General features: G+C 33.1%; 24 protein-coding genes and 2 tRNA genes. 7 read left to right on the top strand and 19 right to left on the bottom strand.

Annotated features, from left to right (window positions below; genetic code table 11):
• Positions 1-56: 56 nt before the first annotated feature.
• From ACN0QX_RS07880 to ACN0QX_RS07835, 10 genes are all read right to left on the bottom strand, one after another.
• Positions 57-695 carry a hypothetical protein gene (locus ACN0QX_RS07880; RefSeq protein ID WP_417196176.1) on the bottom strand — a complete coding sequence of 213 codons (639 nt, stop codon included), beginning with the start codon at positions 693-695 and terminating at the stop codon, positions 57-59.
• A 2-nt stretch (positions 696-697) separates the two neighbouring features.
• Entirely contained in the window at positions 698-1057 is a 360-nt protein-coding gene (locus ACN0QX_RS07875) for a hypothetical protein (protein WP_417196174.1), read from the bottom strand.
• 240 nt (positions 1058-1297) lie between these two features.
• On the bottom strand, positions 1298-1678 hold the full coding sequence (locus ACN0QX_RS07870) for a hypothetical protein (protein ID WP_417196172.1): 381 nt from the start codon (positions 1676-1678) through the stop codon (positions 1298-1300).
• 95 nt (positions 1679-1773) lie between these two features.
• On the bottom strand, positions 1774-2151 hold the full coding sequence (locus tag ACN0QX_RS07865) for a hypothetical protein (protein WP_417196170.1): 378 nt from the start codon (positions 2149-2151) through the stop codon (positions 1774-1776).
• 12 nt (positions 2152-2163) lie between these two features.
• Positions 2164-3795, bottom strand: a complete 1632-nt coding sequence (locus ACN0QX_RS07860) for a hypothetical protein (RefSeq protein WP_417196168.1) — start codon at positions 3793-3795, stop codon at positions 2164-2166.
• 76 nt (positions 3796-3871) lie between these two features.
• Complete coding sequence (locus tag ACN0QX_RS07855; RefSeq protein WP_417196166.1) at positions 3872-5002, bottom strand: helix-turn-helix domain-containing protein; 1131 nt, start codon at positions 5000-5002, stop codon at positions 3872-3874.
• Between the two features lie 120 nt (positions 5003-5122).
• Positions 5123-6394, bottom strand: a complete 1272-nt coding sequence (locus ACN0QX_RS07850; RefSeq protein ID WP_417196164.1) for an adenylosuccinate synthase — start codon at positions 6392-6394, stop codon at positions 5123-5125.
• Between the two features lie 11 nt (positions 6395-6405).
• Positions 6406-6858 (bottom strand): Fur family transcriptional regulator, encoded by a 453-nt coding sequence (locus tag ACN0QX_RS07845; protein ID WP_092208756.1) that lies wholly within the window; start codon positions 6856-6858, stop codon positions 6406-6408.
• Positions 6859-6884: 26 nt separating this feature from the next.
• Complete coding sequence (locus tag ACN0QX_RS07840; RefSeq protein WP_248398594.1) at positions 6885-9107, bottom strand: RelA/SpoT family protein; 2223 nt, start codon at positions 9105-9107, stop codon at positions 6885-6887.
• A gap of 47 nt (positions 9108-9154) precedes the next feature.
• Entirely contained in the window at positions 9155-9613 is a 459-nt protein-coding gene (locus tag ACN0QX_RS07835; protein ID WP_417196161.1) for an SRPBCC family protein, read from the bottom strand.
• 156 nt (positions 9614-9769) lie between these two features.
• Between ACN0QX_RS07835 and ACN0QX_RS07830 the strand changes: the two genes are divergently transcribed.
• The 6 genes from ACN0QX_RS07830 to ACN0QX_RS07805 all read left to right on the top strand — a co-directional run bounded on the left by ACN0QX_RS07830 (position 9770) and on the right by ACN0QX_RS07805 (position 18125).
• On the top strand, positions 9770-11719 hold the full coding sequence (locus tag ACN0QX_RS07830) for a peptidylprolyl isomerase (RefSeq protein ID WP_417196159.1): 1950 nt from the start codon (positions 9770-9772) through the stop codon (positions 11717-11719).
• Positions 11720-12577 carry a peptidyl-prolyl cis-trans isomerase gene (locus ACN0QX_RS07825; protein WP_248398600.1) on the top strand — a complete coding sequence of 286 codons (858 nt, stop codon included), beginning with the start codon at positions 11720-11722 and terminating at the stop codon, positions 12575-12577.
• Complete coding sequence (locus ACN0QX_RS07820) at positions 12540-13991, top strand: peptidylprolyl isomerase (RefSeq protein ID WP_248398603.1); 1452 nt, start codon at positions 12540-12542, stop codon at positions 13989-13991. The genes ACN0QX_RS07825 and ACN0QX_RS07820 overlap by 38 nt, the downstream gene beginning before the upstream one ends.
• Positions 13992-13993: 2 nt before the next feature.
• A complete protein-coding gene (locus ACN0QX_RS07815; protein WP_417196156.1) occupies positions 13994-14947 on the top strand; it encodes an AAA family ATPase in 954 nt (317 codons plus the stop codon).
• 235 nt (positions 14948-15182) lie between these two features.
• Entirely contained in the window at positions 15183-17447 is a 2265-nt protein-coding gene (locus tag ACN0QX_RS07810) for an aconitate hydratase (protein ID WP_417196154.1), read from the top strand.
• 108 nt (positions 17448-17555) lie between these two features.
• A complete protein-coding gene (locus ACN0QX_RS07805; protein WP_417196152.1) occupies positions 17556-18125 on the top strand; it encodes a TlpA family protein disulfide reductase in 570 nt (189 codons plus the stop codon).
• Here ACN0QX_RS07805 and ACN0QX_RS07800 read toward each other — a convergent pair.
• The 7 genes from ACN0QX_RS07800 to ACN0QX_RS07770 all read right to left on the bottom strand — a co-directional run bounded on the left by ACN0QX_RS07800 (position 18111) and on the right by ACN0QX_RS07770 (position 23428).
• On the bottom strand, positions 18111-19265 hold the full coding sequence (locus ACN0QX_RS07800) for a lycopene cyclase family protein (RefSeq protein ID WP_417196150.1): 1155 nt from the start codon (positions 19263-19265) through the stop codon (positions 18111-18113). The genes ACN0QX_RS07805 and ACN0QX_RS07800 overlap by 15 nt on opposite strands.
• A gap of 21 nt (positions 19266-19286) precedes the next feature.
• The gene (locus ACN0QX_RS07795) at positions 19287-19736 is read right to left on the bottom strand and encodes a beta-carotene hydroxylase (protein WP_417196233.1); all 450 of its coding nucleotides are present in this window, start codon (positions 19734-19736) and stop codon (positions 19287-19289) included.
• Between the two features lie 7 nt (positions 19737-19743).
• Positions 19744-20583, bottom strand: a complete 840-nt coding sequence (locus ACN0QX_RS07790; protein ID WP_248398616.1) for a phytoene/squalene synthase family protein — start codon at positions 20581-20583, stop codon at positions 19744-19746.
• A gap of 61 nt (positions 20584-20644) precedes the next feature.
• Positions 20645-22111 (bottom strand): phytoene desaturase family protein, encoded by a 1467-nt coding sequence (locus ACN0QX_RS07785; protein WP_417196148.1) that lies wholly within the window; start codon positions 22109-22111, stop codon positions 20645-20647.
• A 44-nt stretch (positions 22112-22155) separates the two neighbouring features.
• On the bottom strand, positions 22156-23052 hold the full coding sequence (locus ACN0QX_RS07780; protein WP_417196146.1) for a MerR family transcriptional regulator: 897 nt from the start codon (positions 23050-23052) through the stop codon (positions 22156-22158).
• Positions 23053-23215: 163 nt separating this feature from the next.
• A tRNA-Leu gene (locus tag ACN0QX_RS07775) sits at positions 23216-23299 on the bottom strand.
• A gap of 56 nt (positions 23300-23355) precedes the next feature.
• Positions 23356-23428 (bottom strand) — tRNA-Lys (locus ACN0QX_RS07770).
• Between the two features lie 131 nt (positions 23429-23559).
• On the opposite strand from ACN0QX_RS07770, the gene ACN0QX_RS07765 reads away from it, so the two are divergent.
• The gene (locus ACN0QX_RS07765; RefSeq protein WP_417196144.1) at positions 23560-24075 is read left to right on the top strand and encodes a shikimate kinase; all 516 of its coding nucleotides are present in this window, start codon (positions 23560-23562) and stop codon (positions 24073-24075) included.
• On the opposite strand, the gene ACN0QX_RS07760 is transcribed toward ACN0QX_RS07765, so the two are convergent.
• On the bottom strand, positions 24067-24573 hold the full coding sequence (locus tag ACN0QX_RS07760) for a phosphoribosyltransferase family protein (RefSeq protein ID WP_417196142.1): 507 nt from the start codon (positions 24571-24573) through the stop codon (positions 24067-24069). The two genes, ACN0QX_RS07765 and ACN0QX_RS07760, sit on opposite strands and share 9 nt — an antisense overlap.
• A 43-nt stretch (positions 24574-24616) precedes the next feature.
• Positions 24617-25003 (bottom strand): RNA-binding S4 domain-containing protein, encoded by a 387-nt coding sequence (locus ACN0QX_RS07755; protein WP_248398628.1) that lies wholly within the window; start codon positions 25001-25003, stop codon positions 24617-24619.
• Positions 25004-25007 lie beyond the last annotated feature (4 nt).

Raw genomic sequence — 25007 nt, 5'->3', positions numbered from 1 at the left:
ATTTAAATCCAATGGTTTCATTACTGAGCTCAAAAAATATCGTTTTATGTACTAATTTAATTAACGTTCTCTTTTTTATTCAAAAAATAAGGGGATATTGAACTCTTATTTTTATGTAAATGAGGGAAAAATGAAATAATTTTATTGTCATCTATTATGTAGAAATTAACTCTATTGCTATTATTATCAAAAACGGTAAAATATACTTTATCAAAATCTGAATATTTCAAATTTTTAAATATTTCGGATTTTGAAACAATAGAATCACTTTTCGCTTCTTTGTATGAAAGAATTTTAATTTTGCTCCAATTTTCTTTATTAATTTGCTCTTGATATGCCATAATAACAAAATTTGACATTTCTAAAATTTCGACTTTTTCATCTTTATTTATTTTGTCTATGTTTAAAAATGGTCTCAACTCCTCATAACTGTATTTCTTTAAAGAAATTTGAACAAGGCTGTCCAAATTTCTTTTTAAAATACGACGTTCCTCTTTTGTAATTGCGAATTGATTGTTGTTATAAAACATTGTTAATTCTTCTATTTCATGGCGATTATTTTCGTTGTCATTTAAAATGATTTCTATGAAAAAATTATTTATTAATTCTTTGTGATTATAAATGTTTAGTGAGTTGTTGGTTTCGCCACAACTCACTAAAATTAATATCATTATTAAGAATGTTGAACTTTTCATTATTAGGTTCTATTTTTTAATAAAACAGTGAAAATAATTATTAAAATTAAAACGGGAATCCAAAATAACCAACTAAATTTGAGTGAGTTAGAATTTATTAAGATCATAATTAAAGGGAATATAGCAAGCAAATAACCCAACGTTGATATGATTTTGTTTTTTAGGAAAATCAAGATTAGACCTGAAATACCAATTACGTGTATTAATAAATCTAACGATAAATCATTTTCCATGATTCGTTCAAAAGGAGTTAGAATTAAAATAAATCCATAGGGAATATCAAACTTCTTTCCAGGTACAAAAACTGCTAGTAATGCTAGGATTGAAATAATTTTCAGAAATATAATTTTGTATTTATTCATCTTTTGATTGGTTTTAGTTACAGTTACTATCTAAAGGCGCAATACCTCCATTTGGATTTCTTGTACTGCCTTGAGGTAAATCCATATTTCTTATATATTCACCAAAAGCGGCAGGTGTTGCTCCCTATCCAATGGTATATTAACCAATGCATTCAGACAAAGGCACATCAAAACCTACAATATTGGATGCGGAAATTGCAAAACTTGTGCAATTTGCGTTTTGAGCAGAATAGTCAGTATTTATTTTTCTTTCAATATTCTTATAGATGTATATATTGATACTATTATGCTTAATAAAAAAGGAATTATGAATTCTATTGTTTTAAAAGAATTTTGCTTTAAAATTAGGATCCAAAAAGAAATATTCAATATAAAACCAATAATGAAAAGTCTATTTCTTTTTTGAATCATTAACAAGATTGAAATAATATAAACAATTGCTAGTGTAAATTCTCTTAAATAGCTTTCTTGAAATTCTGAAGTCAATAGTAGAAAAGTCAGATTTAAAAATTGAAATATCATTGCTAAACCTGAAAATATAATAATTTTCCCAGAAGGTATTGGTGTTAACATTAATAAAACAACAGATATTCTTTTTAGCATTTTGATTGGTGGGTTCATATTGTTTAGTTTAATTACAGTTGTTGCTTGGCGTAGTTCCACCTATTAAATTTCTAGAAAAGGATGGTTATTACTAACCTATTGAGTGTATTAAATTATTTTTCCTGAAACTTCAAATACAATACTAAAATCATGGAAAAGGTAAAAATAATAAAAGGTAAATAAAAGGAAGTTTCAAAATCTGGTTGTATATAATATACATTTGCAATCAACAGAGGTAATGATAGGGTATACCCCATTAGTATAATGTTCTTCCTTTTATTAAAAATCATGAAAAGCCCAACGAGCAAAAGAAAAGAAAGAATAAAATGACTATTCAAAAAATCTAATCTATAGAAAGAATCTAAAATACAAAAAGAGGCTAAAAGACCATAAAGTATATCAAACTTGTTTCCAGGTATGCTTACACAAAGCAAAGCTATAATTGATATAATTTTTAAGGGTATAATTAATTTTTTTTCTAATTTAATCATTTTGTTTGTTTTTTAGTTACACCCATTTTCAGTTGGTGCATTTCCTCCATTTGGATTTCTTGTACAACCTTGAGGTAAATCCATATTTCTTATGTATTCTCCAAACATTCCAGGAGTTGGCCCTGTTCCGATACCATAATTACCTATACAACTTGATAAAGGAACGTCTAAACCGATAATGTTTGATGCTGAAATTACAAAACTAGTGCAGTTTACATCTTGTAATACATAATCAGTTAAGGAAAAACTAATACTGTGAGTAATTAAATCACCTAAAGTATCTCCATCAATTTCAATAGTTACACTTACATCATAACTATGATATTCATCATTTTCCATTGTTCCATCTACAGGAGAAAAGTAACCAATACCTTCATTAGGATAAAATCCAAAAGTGACATTGTAATTTCCTTGCTCGATGTTAATAAAAGCATGTCCAACTCTATCACTAATAGAAATTGGCCATTGAGGGTTATTAGGATTAGGTTGATCAGCATAAATAGTAATATTTGCTGGTGAATTTGTATCAAAACAATTCAAATAATCTTCTAAATCTACAATAGGGTCGTCAGAAGCTTCTATTATAATAATATCCGGATTATCCATAAAATACTGTTCAAGAGCCTCTTCAAAATCCATATTAGGATTAGCAATCATGATACTTGTTACGTCTAGCATGATTTCTTGTGCTTCCTCACTACAACCACTTTCACCCAAGAAGTTTTGTATTTTTCCTGCTTTGTGTTTGTTTGCTTTAAGCCAATCAATCATAATCAAATCCATTACGGTGTTATCCATAGTATTTGGTTGGTCAAAACCATTCATACATTTTTGCACATTTTCCCATGGTTGCGTATAGTTTGGAGCTGAAACAAACGGATTTGAACCTGTGCCATAGCCATTAGGGCCTTCATTGGGTGTGTTTGTAGGTCCGTTGTTATTAGGGTTGCCAGTACCAGTTGTAGCAACACATGAACTAGATTGTAATACATAACCAGATTCCCTGTAATTGCACCCAGATACTTTACAGACACCGTTTCGAGGTGCTCCATGAAGTTGACCACTATGATCTACTGAACCTAACCAAAGCCAAGTTTCAGTACAAATAAAATACATCATTTTATTACTTTCAATAACAAAACCTAATTCATCAAATGAAATAGCTGTGTATTTCGTTGATAAATTATTTAATTGATTTAAATCTGAAGTTTCATATTCATCTTCAGTAAAATCATATTCTACGATGTAAATATCATACGTGCCTGAAGCATTTAAATGAAATACAAGATTTTCAATTTTATCATTTTCAGGATTATCTCTTTTAAGATTAAAATTATAAGAATGGAATCCAGTTACAGTATTCTCAACAAATTTAACGTTTTCGGTTTCTATTGTAAAGCCATGTTCTTCATTATGAACTTCTCTACTATACTCTGAATTTATAGATTCATCTGTATTGGAGTTTATAGCCCTTAATTTATTTGAAATGTCCGTGTTTGAAAATACAAACTCTTTATTAACGTTTGTAACCTTAAATTGAGATTGGGTTGCATTTTGATTGTCAGTTTCAATGAAATCATCTTGTTCGCAATTAAAGAGAGCGGAAAGAAAAATTAAGCAGAATAAAGTTTTATATTGTTTCATATATTATAATTTGATTATTTATTTGAAACAATAATAAGCTGGTTTTGTATAACAGGAGTCCAATATTTGTATATAGTTACAGATTCTGGACTTCTTTTTTGAAGATAGCAGGCGTTTTTCCAGTAAACTTTTTAAAAGCGCTGTAAAAACTAGATTTAGAATTGAAGCCACATTCTAAACCAATGGATACATTTGTGTAGTAATTGTATTCTGGATTGGCTAGAAGTACTTTAATTTCTTCAACTCGTAATTTATTTAAGTAGTCATTAAAGTTATAATCTGTATTCTTATTAATTAGTTGCGAAATATAGCCTTCACTTAACGCTAATTTAGTTGCAATATCATGTAAGTTAATATTAGGTGATAGAAATAATTGTTCTTTTTTTATTAATCTCTCTAATTCAATAAAAGCATTTTCTTTACTTGTAGCGTGCTTATTAGCAACGTTGTTTTCTCTATTTTTCCGTAACGATAGAAGTTCTTGTAATTTTAAAGATTTAGAAACCCCTAAATATCCTATCCAATAAACTAAAATAGACATGCCTAACCACATTGGATAAAACACAAAGGATTCATTCACGTTAAAAAATACAACCAAGGAAATACCAATTGCCCAAAAAACGCAAATAATAATGCCTGTATAGATCAATTTCTTTAACCAGCTCGTTTCTGGTTTAATTTTGATTATATCTTCATGAGGTTTGGCTTCAAACCTTTTTATAGTCATGTAGGTAAGATATATAACTATAAAATTAAATAGTAACGAAGCAAATTCCAGATAACTATAAATACCACGCTCAAAATGACTAACCAATTTGACGGTTCCTATTTTAGTTGTATTCGTTAATAGATACACGAGTTCAATAAGTAAGACAATAAAAAAAGGCGCAATTAGAAACATACGGTATTTTAATTTCGCTTTTTCATGGAACAGGAATTTTGTAACATAAATGTAAAACATGGGTAGTATGAGCCAATGCCATGGAAGGTAAGTGAATTTTAAAAAAGGATAGTAGGATTCTAAATTAGTGTCAATTATCCAATATTGTAGATTGCTTAAAGAAAGGAACAACACCGTTGCAGCTAAATACCCTGTGTTGGTGGTTATATATTTTTTTTGTGTTAAAACAATGAGACTAAATATAAATCCTTGGACAACACCTGAAATAATGAGTATATTAAATATGTTTAGATGCAATTCTTTCATGTTCAAATATAAATAAAAAGACTACCGGTTTGGTAGTCTTTTTCTGTAATAAAACAAAATTATAGATTCTTCGCTTTGCTCTGAATGACATGTTAAATATATTCAGCACAAAACAGTAACTTACATAAAAATAGTTTGTTTTCTATCTGGTCCAACAGAAACCACTGTAATAGGGATTTCTAGCTCTTTTTCTAAAAAAGCTATATACGCGTTTAATTCTTTGGGGAATTGCGATTTTTCAGTCATTTTGGTTAAATCGGCTTTCCAACCAGCGAACTCTGAATAAATAGGTTTAATATTTTCAGGTTCTATATTATAAGGTAAATGCGTAATGGTTTCACCTTTATATTCGTAAGCTGTACAAATTTTAAGAGTTTCAAATCCGGAAAGGACATCGCCTTTCATCATCATTAATTTGGTAACACCATTTACTTGACAAGCATATTTTAAAGCCACTAAATCCAACCAGCCACAACGTCTAGCACGACCAGTAACGGCGCCAAATTCACGACCTATTCTAGCCATATCTTCGCCAACTGTATCAAACAATTCTGTTGGAAATGGACCAGAACCAACACGGGTTGTATAGGCTTTAAAAATACCATAAACATCGCCAATTTGATTTGGCGCCACACCTAAACCAGTACAAGCACCAGCAGCAGTTGTGTTGCTAGAGGTTACAAAAGGATAGGTCCCGAAATCGATATCTAACAGCGAACCTTGAGCACCTTCGGCTAAAATAGTTTTACCTGCTTTTTGGGCTTGGTATAAATATTCTTCTGAATCAATAAATGTTAATTCCTTTAAGCGCTCTATTGCTTCAAAAAATTCAGTTTCTAATTCTTCTAAATCATATTCAATCTTCACATTGTAAAAGTCAATCATGGCTTCATGCTTATTAGCAAGCGCACGATATTTATCTTTCCAGTCAACCAATTCTAAATCGCCAACACGAATACCATTTCTACCTGTTTTGTCCATATAAGTTGGGCCAATACCTTTTAAAGTCGAACCAATTTTAGCCTTCCCTTTGGAGGTTTCGCTGGCGGCATCCAACATACGGTGCGTTGGTAAAATAATATGTGCTTTTCTAGAAATGATTAATTTCTTTTTATAATCAATGTTAAATTGATCAAGTCCTTCTAATTCTTTTACAAACACAACAGGATCAATCACCACACCATTACCAATGACATTTATGGAATCGTCGTGAAAAATTCCAGAAGGAATCGTTCGTAAAACGTGTTTAATACCATCAAATTCCAAGGTGTGCCCAGCATTTGGTCCGCCTTGAAAACGGGCAATAATGTTGTAGTTGGAGGTTAAAACATCAACAATTTTTCCTTTGCCTTCGTCTCCCCATTGTAATCCTAGTAGTAAGTCTACTGCCATGTTGTAAAATATTATTTAGTTGTTTTCTTGTTGCCGTAAAAGTAGAGTGAATGATTTGTGATTTCAATATCAAAAACTTCTTCAATTGTTTTCTTTATAGATTGAATTCGCGGATCGCAGAACTCGATTACTTCTCCTGTATCTGTTAAAATAACATGGTCATGTTGCTTATCAAAATACGATTTTTCATAATGTGCCTGATTTTGCCCAAATTGATGTTTACGCACCAAACCACATTCTAAAAGAAGTTCAATAGTGTTGTATAAGGTTGCACGACTAACACGATACTTTTTGTTTTTCATGTTCAAGTACAACGATTCTATATCAAAGTGTTCTTCGCTATTATAAATTTCTTGTAAAATAGCATAGCGTTCTGGTGTTTTACGGTGCCCTTTATCACTTAAAAAAGCTGTAAACACATTCTTAACTATCTCCTGGTTTTTTGTATCGGTTTTAACGCTCATAATCGGCTGCAAATTTACACATATTTTTAAACTCTTTGTACTTTATCAATACCATTAATTTTTTTTAGGTTATCCATCAGCTTTTTCAAGATATTATTGTTTTGAACAACCACATTTATTTTACCTGAAAAAATCCCGCCATCACTTTCAAAACTGATGCTTTTCATGTTTACATGCATGTTGGATGAAATAACTTTCGTAATCGTATTTACTAATCCCAAATTATCAATACCAGATAAAATAATTTGTGCTGGAAATTCTTGTTGTGATGAATCTATCCATTTGGCCGTCATAATGCGGTAGGCATAATTAGACTGTAAGCTTACAGCATTTGGACAGTTTTTTTTATGAATTTTTAATCCATCATTAATGGTTAAGAATCCAAAAACAGGATCCCCAGGAATTGGATTGCAACAATTGGCAAATTTATAGTCTAGCTTTTCTTCTTCTTTTCCAAAAACTAATAAATCATATTTAGAAGTTATTTCATCTTTTTCAAGTTCTTCCTTTGGAATATTAGGCTTTCTAGAGATTTTGTTTTTAATATAACTCATGAAAGCATTGCTTCGGGATGATGCAAACTCCTTGAGCATGGTATTATCAATAGACCCTGTACCAATGCGGTAAAACAAATCGAGACTCGTTTTAAGTTTGAAGAAATTTACCAGTTCATTGACAGATTTCTCATCCAACACAATTTTTAATTGTTTTAATTTCCGACGAAGAATTTCCTTACCATCTTCAGCAACTATTTTCTTGTCTTCTTTTAAAGCTGATTTTATTTTACTGCGTGCTTTTGCCGTAGTGGCATAATCCAGCCAGTTTGGATTAGGTTTGGCATTTTCGGCAGTTAAAATATCCAACCGATCACCACTTTTTAATTCGTGACTTAAGGGAACTAGTTTTCCATTTACTTTGGCACCACGTGTTTTCATGCCAACTTCGGTGTGGATGCTAAAGGCAAAATCTAGAGGCGTGGCACCTTTTGGAAGCGATTTTAAATCGCCTTTTGGTGTGAAAACAAAAATTTCTTTGGAGTAGAGGTTAAGTTTAAATTGCTCTACAAAATCAATAGCATTTGTTTCTGGGTTTTCTAACGTTTCTTGTAATTTGGAAATCCAGCTATCAATACTATCATCTTCATTCTCGCTGCCTTCTTTGTACTTATAGTGCGCGGCATAGCCTTTTTCGGCTATTTCATTCATACGTTCGCTTCGGATTTGCACTTCTACCCAACGACTTTTTGGGCCAACAACGGTAATGTGTAGGGCTTCGTAACCCGTAGATTTTGGGGAGGAAATCCAATCGCGTAAACGGATAGGGTTGGGGCGAAAATGATCCGTTACAATGGAATATATTTTCCAAGCTAGAAATTTTTCGTTTTCAGGATCACTTTTATAAATGATTCGTACCGCAAATTTGTCATAAATCTCATCGAAAGACACACCTTGATTTAAAATTTTCTTACGGATGGAGAAAATGGACTTCGGTCTCCCTTTTATTTCGTAATTTAATTGTTCCTTATCCAAAGAGGTCGAAATTACTTTACTAAACTCCTTGATATAGAGGTCCTGGTCCTCTTTACTTTCTTTTATTTTGTTGAGAATATCAAAATACACTTCCGGTTCGGTGTATTTTAACCCTAAATCTTCTAATTCAGTTTTAATGTTATACAGCCCAATTCGGTGAGCAAGAGGTGCATATATATAGAGGGTTTCTGAAGCAATTTTAATCTGTTTATCCGCTCGCATAGAATCCATGGTCTGCATATTGTGCAAGCGATCTGCAATTTTAATAATGATAACCCGAACGTCATCATTTAAAGTCAGTAGCATTTTTCTGAAATTCTCCGCCTGCATGGAAACATCCATATCTGTGTCCTTATTCAGCGAGGATATTTTAGTTAAACCATCTACAATTTTAGCAACGGTTTCACCAAATTGGTCTTCAATATCTTTAATGGTGTAACGCTCGCTGTCTTCAACAACATCGTGTAATAGTGCGGCGGTAATGGATGTGGCATCTAGCCCAATTTCTTTGGCAACTATTTTAGCAACAGCAATAGGATGAAAAATATAAGCTTCGCCAGATTTTCTGCGCTGATCTTTATGTGCATCCACAGCCACATCAAAAGCTTTTCTAATTAGAATTTTATCTTCTTTAGAAAGCGTTTGATAGCTTACGCTCAGTAATTCGCGATATGCTTTGGTAATTTTGGCATTTTCCTTTTCGATGTCAATTTCTGTCATAAAAATAAAAATAGTATAAAGAATTTTAGTTTACAATAATTGGCTGTTTATTTTTTGCGGATTACAGCCGTTTCATTTTCGGCAAAACTTTTAAAATTTTTTAAATAAGTTTTTGTTTGATTTATAAAGGTTTTAGGCATAACTAAAAGCATCATACGCATTTTAAAATTGGTTGGAATATATTCGTTCCTTGAAGTCCATACGATCTCTGAATCTGAAATGGCCTTAAAATAATTTTCTTGAATGTTATAAAGTCCATTGCTTTCATAGGTAAAATGCAACTTATGCGGTAATTTGCTTTCAGAAATAGTTTGAATTAAAAAGAAAGGCTTTTTATTTAACACATAATGTAGCCGTATTTTAGAGCCTGTTTCACCTGGCGTGCCGTAAATATGATCATAATGAGTAAGTCCCTCTTGCCAGTGTTTTAAATTTTCCACATTATTAAATTTACAGATAAATGCTTTTAAACTTAAATTAATGTGTATTTCAGATGTGTATGTCATGCACAATAGGAGTTTGTATAAATAAAGATACAATTATTATTGGTTTTGGTATCTATTAATTCCACATACTAAAAAACTTTATTATCCGTTTGTAAAGCCACTTGTATTATGGGTTAATATTCCTATTTTTGCAAGAATTCAAAAAACAAATTTCTGATGTTTAGATCTATATATGTTTTAATATGCTTCGTTGTTTTTGCTGCTACCCAAGCGCAAACTACTGATAAACCCGTTTTGTTTACGGTTGCGGATACACCCGTTTATTCGGAAGAATTTATTCGAATATTTAATAAAAATCTAGATTTAGTAAAAGATGAGTCTCAAAAAGATGTGGATTCGTATTTGGAGCTATTCATAAATTATAAGTTGAAAATAAAAGAAGCACAAGCAAAAGGTCTGGATACCATGCCAACCTATGTTCGTGAATTGAGTAACTATAAATCCCAATTGGCTAAAAATTATTTAACCGACACGAAAGTTACGGATGCACTTGTAGAAGAGGCATACCATCGTACAGCCAATGAGGTAAAAGCGAGTCATGTGTTAATTCGTTTGGACGAAAATGCTTCACCACAAGACACCTTAAAAGCTTATAATGAATTATTGAAATTGCGCGATCGAATTTTAAAGGAAGGTTTTCAGCCTGTTCAAAAGGAGGTTCATAACGGAAAAACTGTATATGCTGAAAATTTAGGTTATTTCTCCGCGTTTAAAATGGTGTACGATTTTGAAAACGCTGCCTATACTACCAAAGTGGACGATGTTTCCATGCCTTTTAAAACACGTTTTGGATACCATATTGTTTTAGTGGAAGATGCAAGACCATCCAGAGGTGAACGCACGGTTGCACATATTATGATAAATAATAAGCGTGATGATAAATTGGAAGACGCTGAAACACGTATTCATGAAATTTATAAAAAAATACAGCAAGGTGAATCGTTTGAGTCTCTAGCAAAACAGTTTTCTGAAGATCGAAGCTCATCAGAAAACGGTGGAAAATTAGCTGCTTTTAGTGGTGGGCAATTAAGTTCTACAGAATTTGAAGATGTGGCATTTGGACTAAAAAATGAAGGAGACATTTCAGCACCTTTTGAAAGTAGTTTTGGATGGCATATTATCAAATTATTAGATAAATCTGAAGTAGCAGATTTTAATACCATGAAATCTGAATTAGAAGCGCGTGTAAAGCGGGATTCACGTTCTCAACTAATAAATACGTCTATAGTTAACACGTTAAAACAACGCTATAATGTAAAGGATAATCCAGAAGCTTTAGCGTATTTTGAGTCTATTATGAATGAAGGGTATTTTTTAGGTTCTTGGAAATTGCCAGAAGATTTTACAGCTGCCAAAACCTTGGTGGTTATTGATGCCAAAACAATTACATACGATGATTTTGGTCAGTACCTTTTTAAAAATCAACGTAGAGCAATATCCAGAAAACCGTTTAATGCTATTGTAAAAGAAAACTACGATGCTTTTTTAAATGCGAATTTAATACAGTACCAAGAAGAGAATTTGGAAAATGAAAGCGAAGATTTTGCAAACATCGTCACAGAATATCGTGATGGTTTATTGTTATTTGATTTAATGGAGACTGAAATATGGAATGCATCAAAAACAGATTCGGTGGCATTACAAGCCTATTTTAATGCTAATAAAAACAAATACAATTGGCGTAAGCGAATAGATGCTGATGTGGCCTCGTCATCCAATAAAAAGGTTATAAAAAAGGCTCAAAAAATGTTGGAAGCTGGCCAGTCACCAGAAGCCATTAAAGAAGCTTTAAATACAAATGGCGTTGTTGACGTCATATTTACATCCGGAATTATGGATAAGGAACACCAAGCCGTTACCGCGGATATGAGTTTTGAAAAAGGTGTTTCTAAAATTTATCGTCATGATGCAGCATATGTTGTAGCAAATGTAAAAGAAGTTTTACCCGAATCACCAAAAACCTATGAGGAAGCCAAAGGCCAAATTATAAGCGATTACCAGGTTGTTAAGGAAAAACAATGGCTAGAATCTTTAGAACAGAAATACCCTGTGAAAGTTAATGAGTCAGTTTTAAAAAACGTTAAAGCTGAATTAAAAAACAATTAATTGAAACACGCCTATTTTAGCATATTAATGAGTGCCTTTTTGCTCGTGTCTTGTGAATATTTTTACAAACATGAAGTTGAGCAAACAGCAGTGGCACGTGTTAATGATGTTTTTTTATATACTGATGATTTACAACATTTGTTCACCGAAAACATGAGTTCAGAAGACAGTCTACTACGTGTAAATAATTTTATTACACGTTGGGCTACCCAGCAATTGCTGGTTGCGGGTGCAGAATTAAATCTTAACGAAAAAAAACTTCAGGATTTTAATAGGCTGGCCAAACAGTATAAAAACGATTTATATGCAACTTCTTATTTAGATGCTTTAGTTCGTAAAAATATTGATACCGTTGTTACAGAAAGTGAAGCGGAAACATACTACACGAACAATCCGGATATTTTCACGCTTAAGGAGAACCTCATTAAGTTTAGATATATTCATGTGGATGAGAACCGATTGGATATAAACGATTTAAAAACCAAGTTTCAACGGTTTGATGCAGATGATAAAAGGGAATTGGATTCCATAGCCATTCAGTTTAAATCCTATTCATTAAACGATTCAATTTGGATTAAAGTAACGCAAGCCATCAAAAAAATACCAGTAGTTACAACTGAAAATAAAAATGAATTGTTAAAAAAATCTAATTTTATACAACTCAAAGATTCATTAGGCCTATATTTGATGCAAATTGAAGACGTTTTAGAACGTAACAGTGCGGCGCCATTGGAATATATTAAACCAACAATAGACCAAATTGTTATCAATAAACGAAAATTAGAACTCATTAAAGAATTAGAAAAAGATATTACAAAAGATGCTATTAAAAATAAACAATTTGAAATCTACAATTAGTCGTATGCGCCATATATTTACTGTATTAGCTATACTTTTTTCTGTTGCTATTCAGGCTCAAGAAATTATTGAAGATGAAGCACCAGCTGCTCAAAAGAAAGTAGATACAACCTTAACATCTGGAGCACAAAAAATTGACGGTGTAGCGGCAGTTGTTGGAGAATACGTGATATTAGATTCTGATGTGGATGCTAATATTATTCAACTAAAAGCACAAGGTGCTTCTTTAGATGGCGTAACACGTTGTCAACTATTTGGCAAATTAATGGAAGATAAGCTTTACGCACATCACGCTGTGCAAGATAGTATTGTCGTGTCAGATGCTGAAATTCGTTCCAATGTAGACTACCAATTACAACAGTTCTTGGCGCAATCAGGAAAAACCATGGAGGAACTTCTGGAATTATATAGTCATCCAAATGAAAAAGCCTTCAGAGATGAAATGTATGAAATTAATAAGAGTCAGAAATTAGCAAGTGAAATGCAAAAAAAGATTCTTGATGGGATTGAGATTACTCCAGAAGAAACACGCCAATTTTTTAATCAGATTCCAAAGGACGAACGTCCAACATTTGGTACAGAATTAAAAGTATCTCAAATTGTAATAGAGCCGAAAATATCAGAAGAAGAAAACCAACGGGTTATCAATCAATTAAAGGAATTTAAAGCCGATGTTATAGAAAATGGTGCAAACTTCCGCTCGAAAGTGGTGTTGTATTCAGATGATAAAGCCTCTATTCCCCAAGGTGGAATGTACACGTTAAACAGGAAACAACCACGAATGGTTAAAGAGTTCCGTGAAGTAGCCTTTTCATTACAAGAAGGTGAAATCTCCGATCCGGTGAAAACAGAATATGGTTACCATATTATATATTTAGAAAAAATTAGAGGACAAGAGTTTGACGTACGTCATATTTTGTTAATTCCTAAAGTATCCGATGCAGCAGTGGCAGAAGCACGTGAGAAATTAACGAAAATCAGACAGCGTATAGTGGATGGTGATATTAGTTTTGCAGATGCAGCTCGAGAGTCAAGTGATGAAAAGGAAACACGCAGTGAAGGCGGATTTTTAATTAATCCAGAAACACAAGATTATAATTTCGAATTAACAAAGATTGATCCTGAAGTATATGGGCAAATTCAAGATTTAAAGGAAGGGGATGTCAGTTTGGTACTTACGGATCAAGGACGATCTGGAAATGTGAAATTTAAGATTATGATGGTAAGCGATCGTGTTGAGGAACATGTTGCTGATTATGCACGCGATTATTTAAAAATTAAAGAACTAGCACTTAACGAAAAACGCATTAGAGCTATTGATAAATGGCAAAATGAAAAAATCATGGATACCTATATTAAAATAAATAATGAATATAGAGATTGTGAATTTTCTAGTAACTGGTTAAAACAATAAATATGTCTGATGTTGCTGCAATTGAAAGCTTCGTAAAAAAATATAAACTAATAAAAACCGAGATTGCCAAAGTTATTATTGGTCAAGATGCGGTTGTTGATCAAATTCTAATCTCCATTTTTTCTGGTGGTCATGCCTTATTAATTGGTGTGCCTGGTTTAGCAAAAACGTTAATGGTTAATACCATTTCGCAAGCATTAGGACTTAATTTTAAGCGTATTCAATTCACACCAGATTTAATGCCTAGTGATATTCTAGGAAGTGAAATATTAGATGAAAACAGAAATTTTAAATTTATAAAAGGCCCTGTTTTCGCCAATATTATTCTTGCCGATGAAATTAACAGAACACCGCCAAAAACGCAAGCAGCTTTATTAGAAGCTATGCAAGAGCGCTCGGTTACTGTTTCAGGACATCATTATAAATTAGATTTACCTTACTTTGTTTTGGCAACGCAAAACCCTATTGAGCAGGAGGGAACGTATCCCTTGCCAGAAGCGCAATTGGACCGATTTATGTTTGCTATTAATTTGGACTACCCAACCTTTGAGGAAGAAGTTGCTGTAGTAAAAGCAACCACTTCCGATGTTCAGAATACAGTGAATCCGTTGTTTACAGCACAAGAAATTGTGGATATCCAACACTTATTACGTCGTATTCCTGTGGCGGATAATGTGGTGGAATATGCAGTAAAAATGACGGGTAAAACGAGACCAAAAAGCCCACAAGCAGCAGATTTAGTTAAAAACTACATAGATTGGGGAGCAGGACCTAGAGCCTCACAAAATTTAATTTTAGCTGCCAAGACGCATGCGGCAATTCACGGTAAGTTTTCGCCAGATATGGAAAACGTTCAAGCTGTAGCATACTCTATTTTTAAACACCGAATTATTAAGAACTATAAGGCAGAAGCGGAAGGTATTACCGAAGAACAGATTATTACCAGTTTATTTTAAGTCGTTCTAAATTAATTCATTTATAATATTTTCACCATTAATTGTTAAATTAATATTTTTTATACAAAAATTTTGATTTTAATGTGATTATTTTCTTTAGAAGTGATATTTCGTTAAATATCCTTCAATGATAAGACGTTTTCGTTACATATTTTTTAATCTTCTTTAAAATTTGTATTTTTGCAGTCCCATTAGATTGGAGATAAAAAAGTTTATTCACTATTAAATATATAATATGGCATTCGATATTGACATGATCAAAAAGGTTTATGCAAATATGGCTGAACGTGTAGATAATGCACGTGAAGTTGTTGGTAAACCATTAACACTTTCAGAAAAGATTTTATACGCACATCTTTGGGATGGTAATCCTACTAAAGCGTTTGTAAGAGGTAAAGATTATGTGGATTTTGCTCCAGACCGTATTGCATTGCAAGATGCTACGGCGCAAATGGCCTTATTACAATTTATGCAAGCAGGAAAAGCTAAAGTAGCTGTTCCTACAACTACGCATTGTGATCACTTAATTCAAGCGAAACAAGGTGCTGTGCCAGATTTGAAGCGTGCAAATGAAACAAGTAATGAGGTGTTCGATTTTTTAGCCTCTGTTTCTAAAAAATATGGTCTTGGTTTCTGGAAACCAGGAGCAGGTATTATTCACCAAGTGGTACTTGAAAATTATGCATTTCCCGGTGGAATGATGATTGGAACCGATTCACATACTGTTAATGCAGGTGGATTAGGAATGGTTGCCATTGGAGTAGGTGGTGCTGATGCTGTAGATGTTATGGCAGGAATGGCTTGGGAATTAAAATTCCCGAAGTTAATTGGTGTTAAATTAACAGGTAGCTTAAATGGATGGACATCTGCAAAAGATGTAATCCTTAAAGTGGCTGGAATCCTTACTGTAAAAGGTGGAACTGGTGCTATTGTTGAATATTTTGGCCCTGGCGCTAAAAATTTATCATGTACTGGTAAAGGAACAATTTGTAATATGGGTGCCGAAATTGGTGCGACTACATCTACATTTGGTTATGATGATTCCATGGAACGTTATTTACGTGCAACAGATAGAAATGATATTGCCGATGAAGCCAATAAAATCCGTGAGTATTTAACAGGTGATGATGAAGTATATGCATCTCCAGAGCAATATTTTGATCAAGTTATTGAAATTAATTTAGATACCTTACGCCCACATTTAAATGGACCTTTTACACCAGATTTAGCTACAGAAGTTGGTGAGCTTGGTGAAAAAGCAAGAAAAAATGATTGGCCTTTAAAAGTTGATTGGGGATTAATTGGATCTTGTACGAACTCGTCTTACGAGGATTTAACCCGTGCAGCCTCCATTGCAAAGCAAGCGGTAGATAAAAATATTAAAGCAAAATCCGATTTTGGTATTAATCCAGGTTCAGAGCAAATTCGTTTTACGGCAGAACGTGATGGCGTTTTAAAAATATTTGAAGATTTAAACGCTACTATCTTTACAAATGCTTGTGGTCCTTGTATTGGACAATGGGATAGAAGTGATAGAAAAGGTGATGAAAAGAATACGATTGTACATTCTTTCAACAGAAACTTCTCAAAACGTGCCGATGGTAATCCAAATACGCATGCCTTTGTAGGTTCGCCAGAAATGGTTGCGGCTATCGCTATTTCAGGCCGTCTGGATTTTGATCCTATGAATGATACCTTACTAAACGAAGATGGGCAAGAAATTAAATTAGATGAACCAAAAGGTTTAGAGTTGCCACCTTTAGGATTTGATGTTAAAGAATCTGGTTATGTGGCACCAGTAGAAGATGGTAGTAAAGTAGATGTATCTGTTAATCCTAATTCAGAGCGTTTACAATTATTAGAGCCATTTACACCTATTGGAAATAAAATTACAGGTGCTAAATTATTAATTAAAGCTTTCGGGAAATGTACCACAGACCATATTTCTATGGCTGGACCTTGGTTGCGTTTTAGAGGACATTTAGATAATATTTCGAACAACATGCTTATTGGAGCTGTTAACGCCTTTGGTAAGAAAACAAACTTTGTTAAAAATCAACTAACAGGTGAGTATGGCGGTGTTCCAGATGTAGCAAGAGATTATAAAGCTAACGGCATTTACTCAATAGTTGTGGGAGACCATAATTATGGTGAAGGTTCATCTCGTGAGCACGCAGCTATGGAGCCAAGACACTTGGGTGTTGCCGCTGTTTTAGTTAAATCGTTCGCGCGTATTCATGAAACCAACTTGAAAAAGCAAGGTATGTTAGGTTTAACATTTGCTAATGAAAGTGATTACGATTTAATCCAAGAAGATGATACCATCAACTTCCTTGATTTAGATAGTTTTGCGCCAGATAAGCCATTAACATTAGAGTTTGTCCATGCAGATGGCTCTAAAGATGTTATAGTAACCAATCATACTTACAACCAAGCACAAATTGATTGGTATAATGAAGGTTCTGCTTTAAATTTAATTAAGAAAGAAAACAACGCTTAATATTTAAGTCTGTTTTAAATATTTAAACTCCTGATAATTTATTTTTTCAGGAGTTTTTTTTTGTTAGGATTCCGCATTGTTAGCGACAAATGAATTTTACTTGACACTATGAAGAAACCGAAGTTTACAACCAGTAATATTATTTTTATTATCGTGATTGCGTTGTTAATTATTCCACAAACACGACAGCCAATTCAAATCTTTTTACAGAAAGGCTTGGCAATGATTAGTCCTTCCCAAATTAGCGCTGATAAACGCGAGATTTTAGAATCCTACGAGAATTGGAAGCTAGTGGACTCAAAAGGAAATCAATTCGATTTTAAACAAGCCGAAGGAAAAGTGGTGTTTATTAATTTCTGGGCAACCTGGTGTCCGCCATGTATTGCTGAAATGCCAAGTATTGATAATTTATATGCCGATTATAAGGATCAGGTGGTTTTTCTATTAGTTTCAAATGAAAAATCTAAAACCATCACTGATTTCAAAAGTAAAAACGATTATAATTTCGAATTTTACCAATCGGTAACAAACGCCCCAAAGCAATTTCAAACTTCAAGTATTCCACAAACCTATCTTATTGATAAATCTGGGGCAATTGTAATGGATAAATCCGGTGCTGCAAACTGGAATAGTGATTCTGTGAGACAATTATTAGATGATTTGTTAGCGTCTGAATAATACACGGAAAAACGCACTAATAAAACGCCATGAAAACAGGGAGCGCATAATTTTTACATCTTCAGTAAAAGATGATTCTTCATCTAAAAACCGAAACATGGTAGGGATGGCGTTTTTCGCATAAAATTGCTCGAAAATCCAAACACCTTTCTCGTTATTTGTTTTTAAAACATTAAGGAAAATTTTATCGTAGAATTTATATTTCTTTTTAAAGAGCTTATTTGAAGGCTGTTGCCTGTTTTTAATATTGGAAATTATAACCGCTACATTTTTTTCTGTATGCTTAAACGAATAACCCGTTGAGCCTTTTACCCAACCGCCTCCAGTGCCAATTTTAGTTATATGCTTGGTATTATAGTTCCAAAAAGGAAAATCCGTCATAGGAATATTGCCCATTTCGGTTTCAACAATTTTGTACTTTTCAATTTCTAAATGACTTTCAATATAATCTTTTATAGCATCATCATAAACGGATTCTGAAACAGTTTTCGGTGTAAAAAAGGTATATTCAATAAGTGCTCGCGTTTCTGAAAAAGGTAGTACATAAACAAAACTTGTGGAATTTTGATGTTGAAACCGATAATCCATCATGGTGATAGCATTAGGATTAAAATGAGGGGTTTCGGTTTCAATAATCCAACCTTTAAAATGTTGTTGTACTAATGTAAATTTTTCTATTTCGGAGTTATAATCATTTGGAATTCTACTATCAAAAACGTGATTTGCTGTGTACGTTTCCACCTTACCTTGTACCAAAACGTTATTCGTTTCGGTTGTAGAAATAATAGAATCGTTTATAAAATATATGTTTTCCGATTTTTGTAAAATTTCCTTCGCCCAATTATAAAAATCAATAGATCGGATGCTTTTATAGGTGTATGGATTTAAGGGCAGTGTGAGTGATAGTGAATTGGAGTAAAAACGTACCGTTTCCCAAGATTTTTCAACTATTGCATCCCATTTGCTCATGCCAATTTCCCAAAAACTCCATGTTTTATCATTATAAGACTTATCAGAAGGGTCAATTAATGCAACCTTTTTATGTTTAAGTGCATTATCCTCGGAGAAACCTAAAGCAAGCTGTAAACCTGCGAGACCATGTCCTATAATGATATAATCGAAATGATTTTCGTAAGACATGAAACGGTTGGTTAATATTGATTATTTTTTGAAGTATTTAAAAGGAACAAAAAGCATTCCGAAGCATTCACCATCATCTTTACCCAAATGTTTATGGTGCATTTTATGCGCACGACGCACGCCTTTGGCGTACCAATTATTGGCATTTCGTAACAATTTGAAACGTTGGTGGATAAAAATATCGTGAACAAAAAAATAAGCCAGGCCGTAGGCAAAAATTCCCAAACCTAAAGGGAGTCCCGCCCAAAAGTCCGCATATCTCCACGTTAAAAACAGGCTAATACTAACCACGGCATAAAAAATAAAAAACAAATCATTTCGTTCAAACCAACTGTCATGCTTTTTATGGTGATGGTCTTTATGCAAACTCCATAAAATCCCATGCATAATGTATTTATGAGTAAACCAAGCCATGAATTCCATAATGAGGAATGTGCCAATAAAAACTAATATCCACAAAATATTATCCATCATATTTTTACAATAAATTTAGCTGATATTTTACATAACTGCGCGTTAATAACTCAATTTTTTTATAATTAGCCACGCGAATTCTCGTGTTCTTGATTTGTAATGCTGGTGTTTTCTTTAATTTTTTCAAAAGCTGACTATAATATCTGTAAGCGGTAAAAACACCAAACTTGGCTTCAATAGGTAATTCCTTAATGCCCTGAAGTCCAATTGCGAAATCGCGCTCTATTTCTTCAATTATTAAAATTTTTGAAGTCTCATCTAGTTTGGATAAATCCGTATTTGGAAAATATGTTCGACTTAAATCTTCATAATCACTCTTTAAATCTCTTAAAAAATTCACTTTTTGGAATGCAGAGCCTAAATGCATGGCCGAATTTTTAAGGTGATTGTATTTCTCATTATCACCTTTTACAAATACTTTCAAACACATAAGTCCAACCACGTCTGCAGAACCGTAAATATAGGTATTGTATTCATCTTGGGTTAAATAAGTAGTTTTATGTAGGTCTGTACGCATACTTCGCATAAAGGCTTCAACCATATGTTTTTCAATTCCATATTTATGATAGGTTTCTTGGAAGGAATTTAAAATGGGGTTTAAACTTATTTTACGTTCTAAAGCCAAATACAAATCGCTTTCAAATTCATTAAGCAAGGTTTCTTTATCGTAATCATGGAAACTATCTACAATTTCATCCGCAAACCTGACAAAACCATAAATATTATAAATATCCTGGCGGATAGAACGGGATAACATTTTGGTTGCCAAAGAGAAAGACGTGCTATAGGTTTTAGTAACCGTTTGACTGCACGCATGAGAAACATGGTCGAAAATTGATTTCATCTTTTAGTGTTTATTTGTTGCAAGGCTTTTAATTACATTCAGTAAATAGGATGCGTGGTTTTTAGGTTGTATGATGTTTATTAATTAGCTCGGCAACCAGTTTTCCAGAGATTAATGATGGTGGTACTCCAGGTCCTGGAACTGTTAACTGTCCTGTAAAATACAAATTATTTACCTTCTTACTTTTTAATTTTGGCCTTAAAAAGGCAGTTTGCAATAAAGTGTTGGCCATTCCATAGGCATTTCCTTTATAAGAGTTATAATCCTTAACAAAATCGTTTACACAAAACGATTCCTTAAAAAGGATATGTTCGCGTACCTTTTGAGAGGTTAATGTTTCAAAGCGATCCATAATTTTTGAAAAATACGTCATCCGTAACTTCGTATTGTCTTTCAATCCAGGTGCTAATGGAATTAAAAAGATGCCAGCTTCTTTCCCTTCAGGAGCTGCGTGACTATCTGTTATAGAAGGAAAGCTTGCATAAAATAGAGGGTTTTCTGGCCATGCGGGTTTGTCGTAAATAGATTCGGCGTGTTTTTCAAAATCTACATCAAAAAACAGGGTGTGGTGATTAACATTTTTGATTTTCTTATCAAAACCTACATAAAACAGGAGGGATGAAGGGGCAAACGTTTTAGAACTCCAGTAGGCTTCCGAATATTGCTTGTACTCAGGATCCAAAAGTGTTTCTGTGTGGTGATAATCGGCGCCACTTAAAACCACATCGCTCAAATAGGTTTCGCCATTTGAAATGACGCCTGAAGCGACTTTATTTGCAACGAGTATTTTCTCAATAGGTGCATTGGTTTTAATAGTAACATCCAAACTTTTAGCCAATGTTTCCATGGCTAAAATAACTTGATACATGCCTTTTTTAGGGTGAAATGTTCCTAGTCCAAAATCGGCATAATTCATAAAACTATAAAACGAAGGTGTATCACTAGGTTTGGCGCCGAGAAATAATACGGGAAACTCCAAAATGGTAACTAACCGCTCGTTTTTAAACTCTTTACGCACATCCTTTTTAATGGTGCTAAAAAACTGTCCTATTTTTTTGAAGGTTTCGGTTGTTACCAATTCAAAAGGCGAAACTCCCGGGTTATAAACCAAATCTTTAATAGCCACATTGTAATTGTCCTGTGCCTTATTTATGAATTTTTGAAGTGTTTTTGAACTGCCTGGTTCCTCTTTCTCAAAAGCGATAGCAATTTTATCTAAAGTGTCTTCTATCATTATATAATCGTCCTTTCCGTAATAAACAGAATAGGCTGGATTTAGCTTTTCTAATTGATAAAAGTCAGAAGGCTTTGTATTGAAATCGGCAAAAAAGCGTTCAAATACATCAGGCATCCAATACCAGGTTGGACCAATATCAAAGGTGAATCCATTTTTAGTTAATTGTCTTGCACGACCGCCAATAGTATTGTTCTTTTCAAATACAGTAACATCGTGCCCAGATTTTGCTAAATAGCAAGCTGCAGCTAAAGACGAGAACCCGGAACCTATAATTGTAATTTTCTTTTTCATGTGTTTAACAAATGTACAAAAATGTTAAACAAAAATACTATTTTTTAAAGATATTTTTCTAAATCTGCAATAGAATGAAACACTTTAATGGATTTATGTAGCTTGCTTGTATCAATATGATCTAACATTCGTCCAAAAACCCACAATTCGTTGTTGTTTGTGAGTAATTCATTTTGAAATTCATTTAAGTAACCCGAAATATTTTCTGCCTCTGGTTTCACAGTAAAGTATGAAAGGAAAATGACGTTCTTGTAATGTTTCAAAATGTCCTTTAAGCTAACAATGGGAACGCTTGGTCCTAAATAAATAGTGTGATATTCAGATTTTGTTAATTTGTAATTGATGAAGTGAAGACCTAAATCGTGAATTTCGTTGTTAGGAAGAAAGAGAACAAAGGTTTTCTCGTTGTTTTTTGGGGATATATATTGATGCTTTTCAATATTAATCAATAATTTCTGTTTAATCAGTTCTGAAATAAAATGTTCTTGCGCAGGTGTTATGGTATTTGTTTGCCAAAGCAAGCCTATTTCACTCATTAGTGGAATGAAGACTTCCAAGAATATTTCCGAAAAACTTTTATTATTTTTTAGTGTATCATAGGTTTTTAAAAAGAGTGCTTTGTCAAAATTCAGCATGGCCAGCTTAAACATGTTGGTGGCATGATCATCGGCATAATCTTTAGCTGATAGATTACGGACTGTGTCTGCAATATCTAGCTCAATAATTTTAGCGATTTTGGAAATTTTATAACCATTGTTATAAAGAAACGTAATGTTAAGTAGCTTCTGTAAGCTTTCTAAGCTATAAAACCTAATATTAGTTTCGGTGCGGTTTGGTTTTAGAAGGTTGTAACGTTTTTCCCAAATTCTAATGGTATGGGCTTTGACACCTGATAGGTTTTCAAGGTCCTTGATGCTGAAGTTATTCTTAATATTGTTCATATTTTATTCGAAAATATTAAACAAAAATAATAAATTAATTGGATATACAACCAGAAAGCTATTTTTTATGCTATGAGTTTAAGCGGTTCTTTGAGATGTAGATTGATAGATACTTGGTAGAAAATGATGAAAACGTCTAAAATTTAGGTTGACGTAATTTTAGTGCGCACGAGAAGACTCGAACTTCCACGGACTAATGTCCACCAACCCCTCAAGCTGGCGCGTCTACCAATTCCGCCACGTGCGCATTAAATAATGACTAAAAATAAAAAAAGTTAAGCAGATTGCTTAACTTTTTTTTAGTGACCAGGCTGGGGCTCGAACCCAGGACCATCTCCTTAAAAGGGAGATGCTCTACCAACTGAGCTACCTAGTCATTTTGTTTCTCTGTAACGAGGGTGCAAATATAAAAGCTTTAATTAATAAAACAAGGCTTTTTTTTAATTTTTTTTTGTTTTTTTGTTGACCAAGATCGTATCTTTTTAATAATCAATTTTTAAGCTAATTATGAATATTATTTTATTAGGTTATATGACGTCCGGAAAATCGCTAATTGGTGAAAAATTAAGCAGGATTTTAAGGAAACCGTTTCAGGATTTAGATGATTATATTGAAAATAAAGAAGGTTTGTCTATTTCTGATATCTTTAAAACCAAAGGTGAAATATATTTTCGTAAAATAGAGGCCAAGCATTTAGAGACGTTCTTACAGCAAGAAGATATGATATTATCATTAGGAGGAGGGACGCCTTGTTATGGCAGTAATATGAAGCTCATTAAACAGCAACCGAACAGTAAAAGTATTTACTTGAATGTTTCTGTAGCCGAATTAGGAAAGCGTCTTTTTTTAAATAAAACAAACAGACCTTTAGTAGCCCATTTAAAAACTCAAGAAGAAACAACGGAGTTTGTAGGGAAGCATATTTTTGAACGACTTAACTTTTATAATCAAGCCGATTTAAATATCAATGCTAATAAATCGCCGGATGATATTATTGAAGATATTTTACTAAAATTAATCTAAAGAGGCCTCAAAAAATTTCCCTTCCAAAATAACATCAACATGTTCATGAAGTGAGGTGGATAAAGAAATTCCTTTAAAATCTGCTTTAACAGGATACTTTTTGTGATTCCGGTTCACTAAAACGGCCGTTTTAAATTGTTTTAAGGGCACATCTAGAAAGTGTTTTACTCCGTAAATAAGTGTGGTTCCAGAATTTAATACGTCATCAATTAAAATAACGGACTTATTTGTGTAATCTGAAACCGCTAAAGAAGTAGTAATAGGGCTTAACGGATTTTTCTTATCAATTTTTACGCGACATAAAATAGGGTTGATTGTCGAAATTTTATTTAAAACGGTTTTTAATTTCTTGGCTAGAAGGTACCCATTAGAGTCAATGCCAGCCAAAACAACTTCTTCTTCATCCACATTGCTTTCGCAAATTTGATAGGCAATACGTCTTATTTTATGAACTATCTCATCGTGATTTAAAATCGTATTTTTTTCTGTTGTTTTCATAAAACTGTTTTTTCAAAGATAATAGAGATAATTATAAATTCTTTTAAATATCGGATTCAATTCCGTTCTCACCACGATATTCTTCAATGTCGCGACGATCTTTTTTAGTCGGTCTTCCTGTGCCTTTTTTTCGGTAGTAGTCTTTAGAGTACTTTAGTAATTCATTGGCTGCAAAGGCTTCTTTTGGTGTAGTGTCCGTTCTATAAATATCAACTAATTTAGCGCCAACACGGTTTGGTGGTAAATCATTAATAGTTAGGGTGTAGTTAATTTGATCTTTTCGAACCTCAATTTTATCTGTTGCATACACATCGCGACTAGGTTTTACAGAATCACCATTCACTTTTACGTGCCCTTTCTTGCAAGCTGTTGTGGCTATGGTTCTTGTTTTGAAATATCTAACACACCATAAAAATTTATCTATTCGCATACAA

It is taken from the genome of Bizionia sp., from assembly GCF_048259285.1.
GTDB lineage: Bacteria > Bacteroidota > Bacteroidia > Flavobacteriales > Flavobacteriaceae > Algorimicrobium > Algorimicrobium hallyeonense.
The sequence above is the reverse complement of the archived record's forward strand: the minus strand, read 5'-3'. Positions and strand labels throughout refer to the sequence as shown.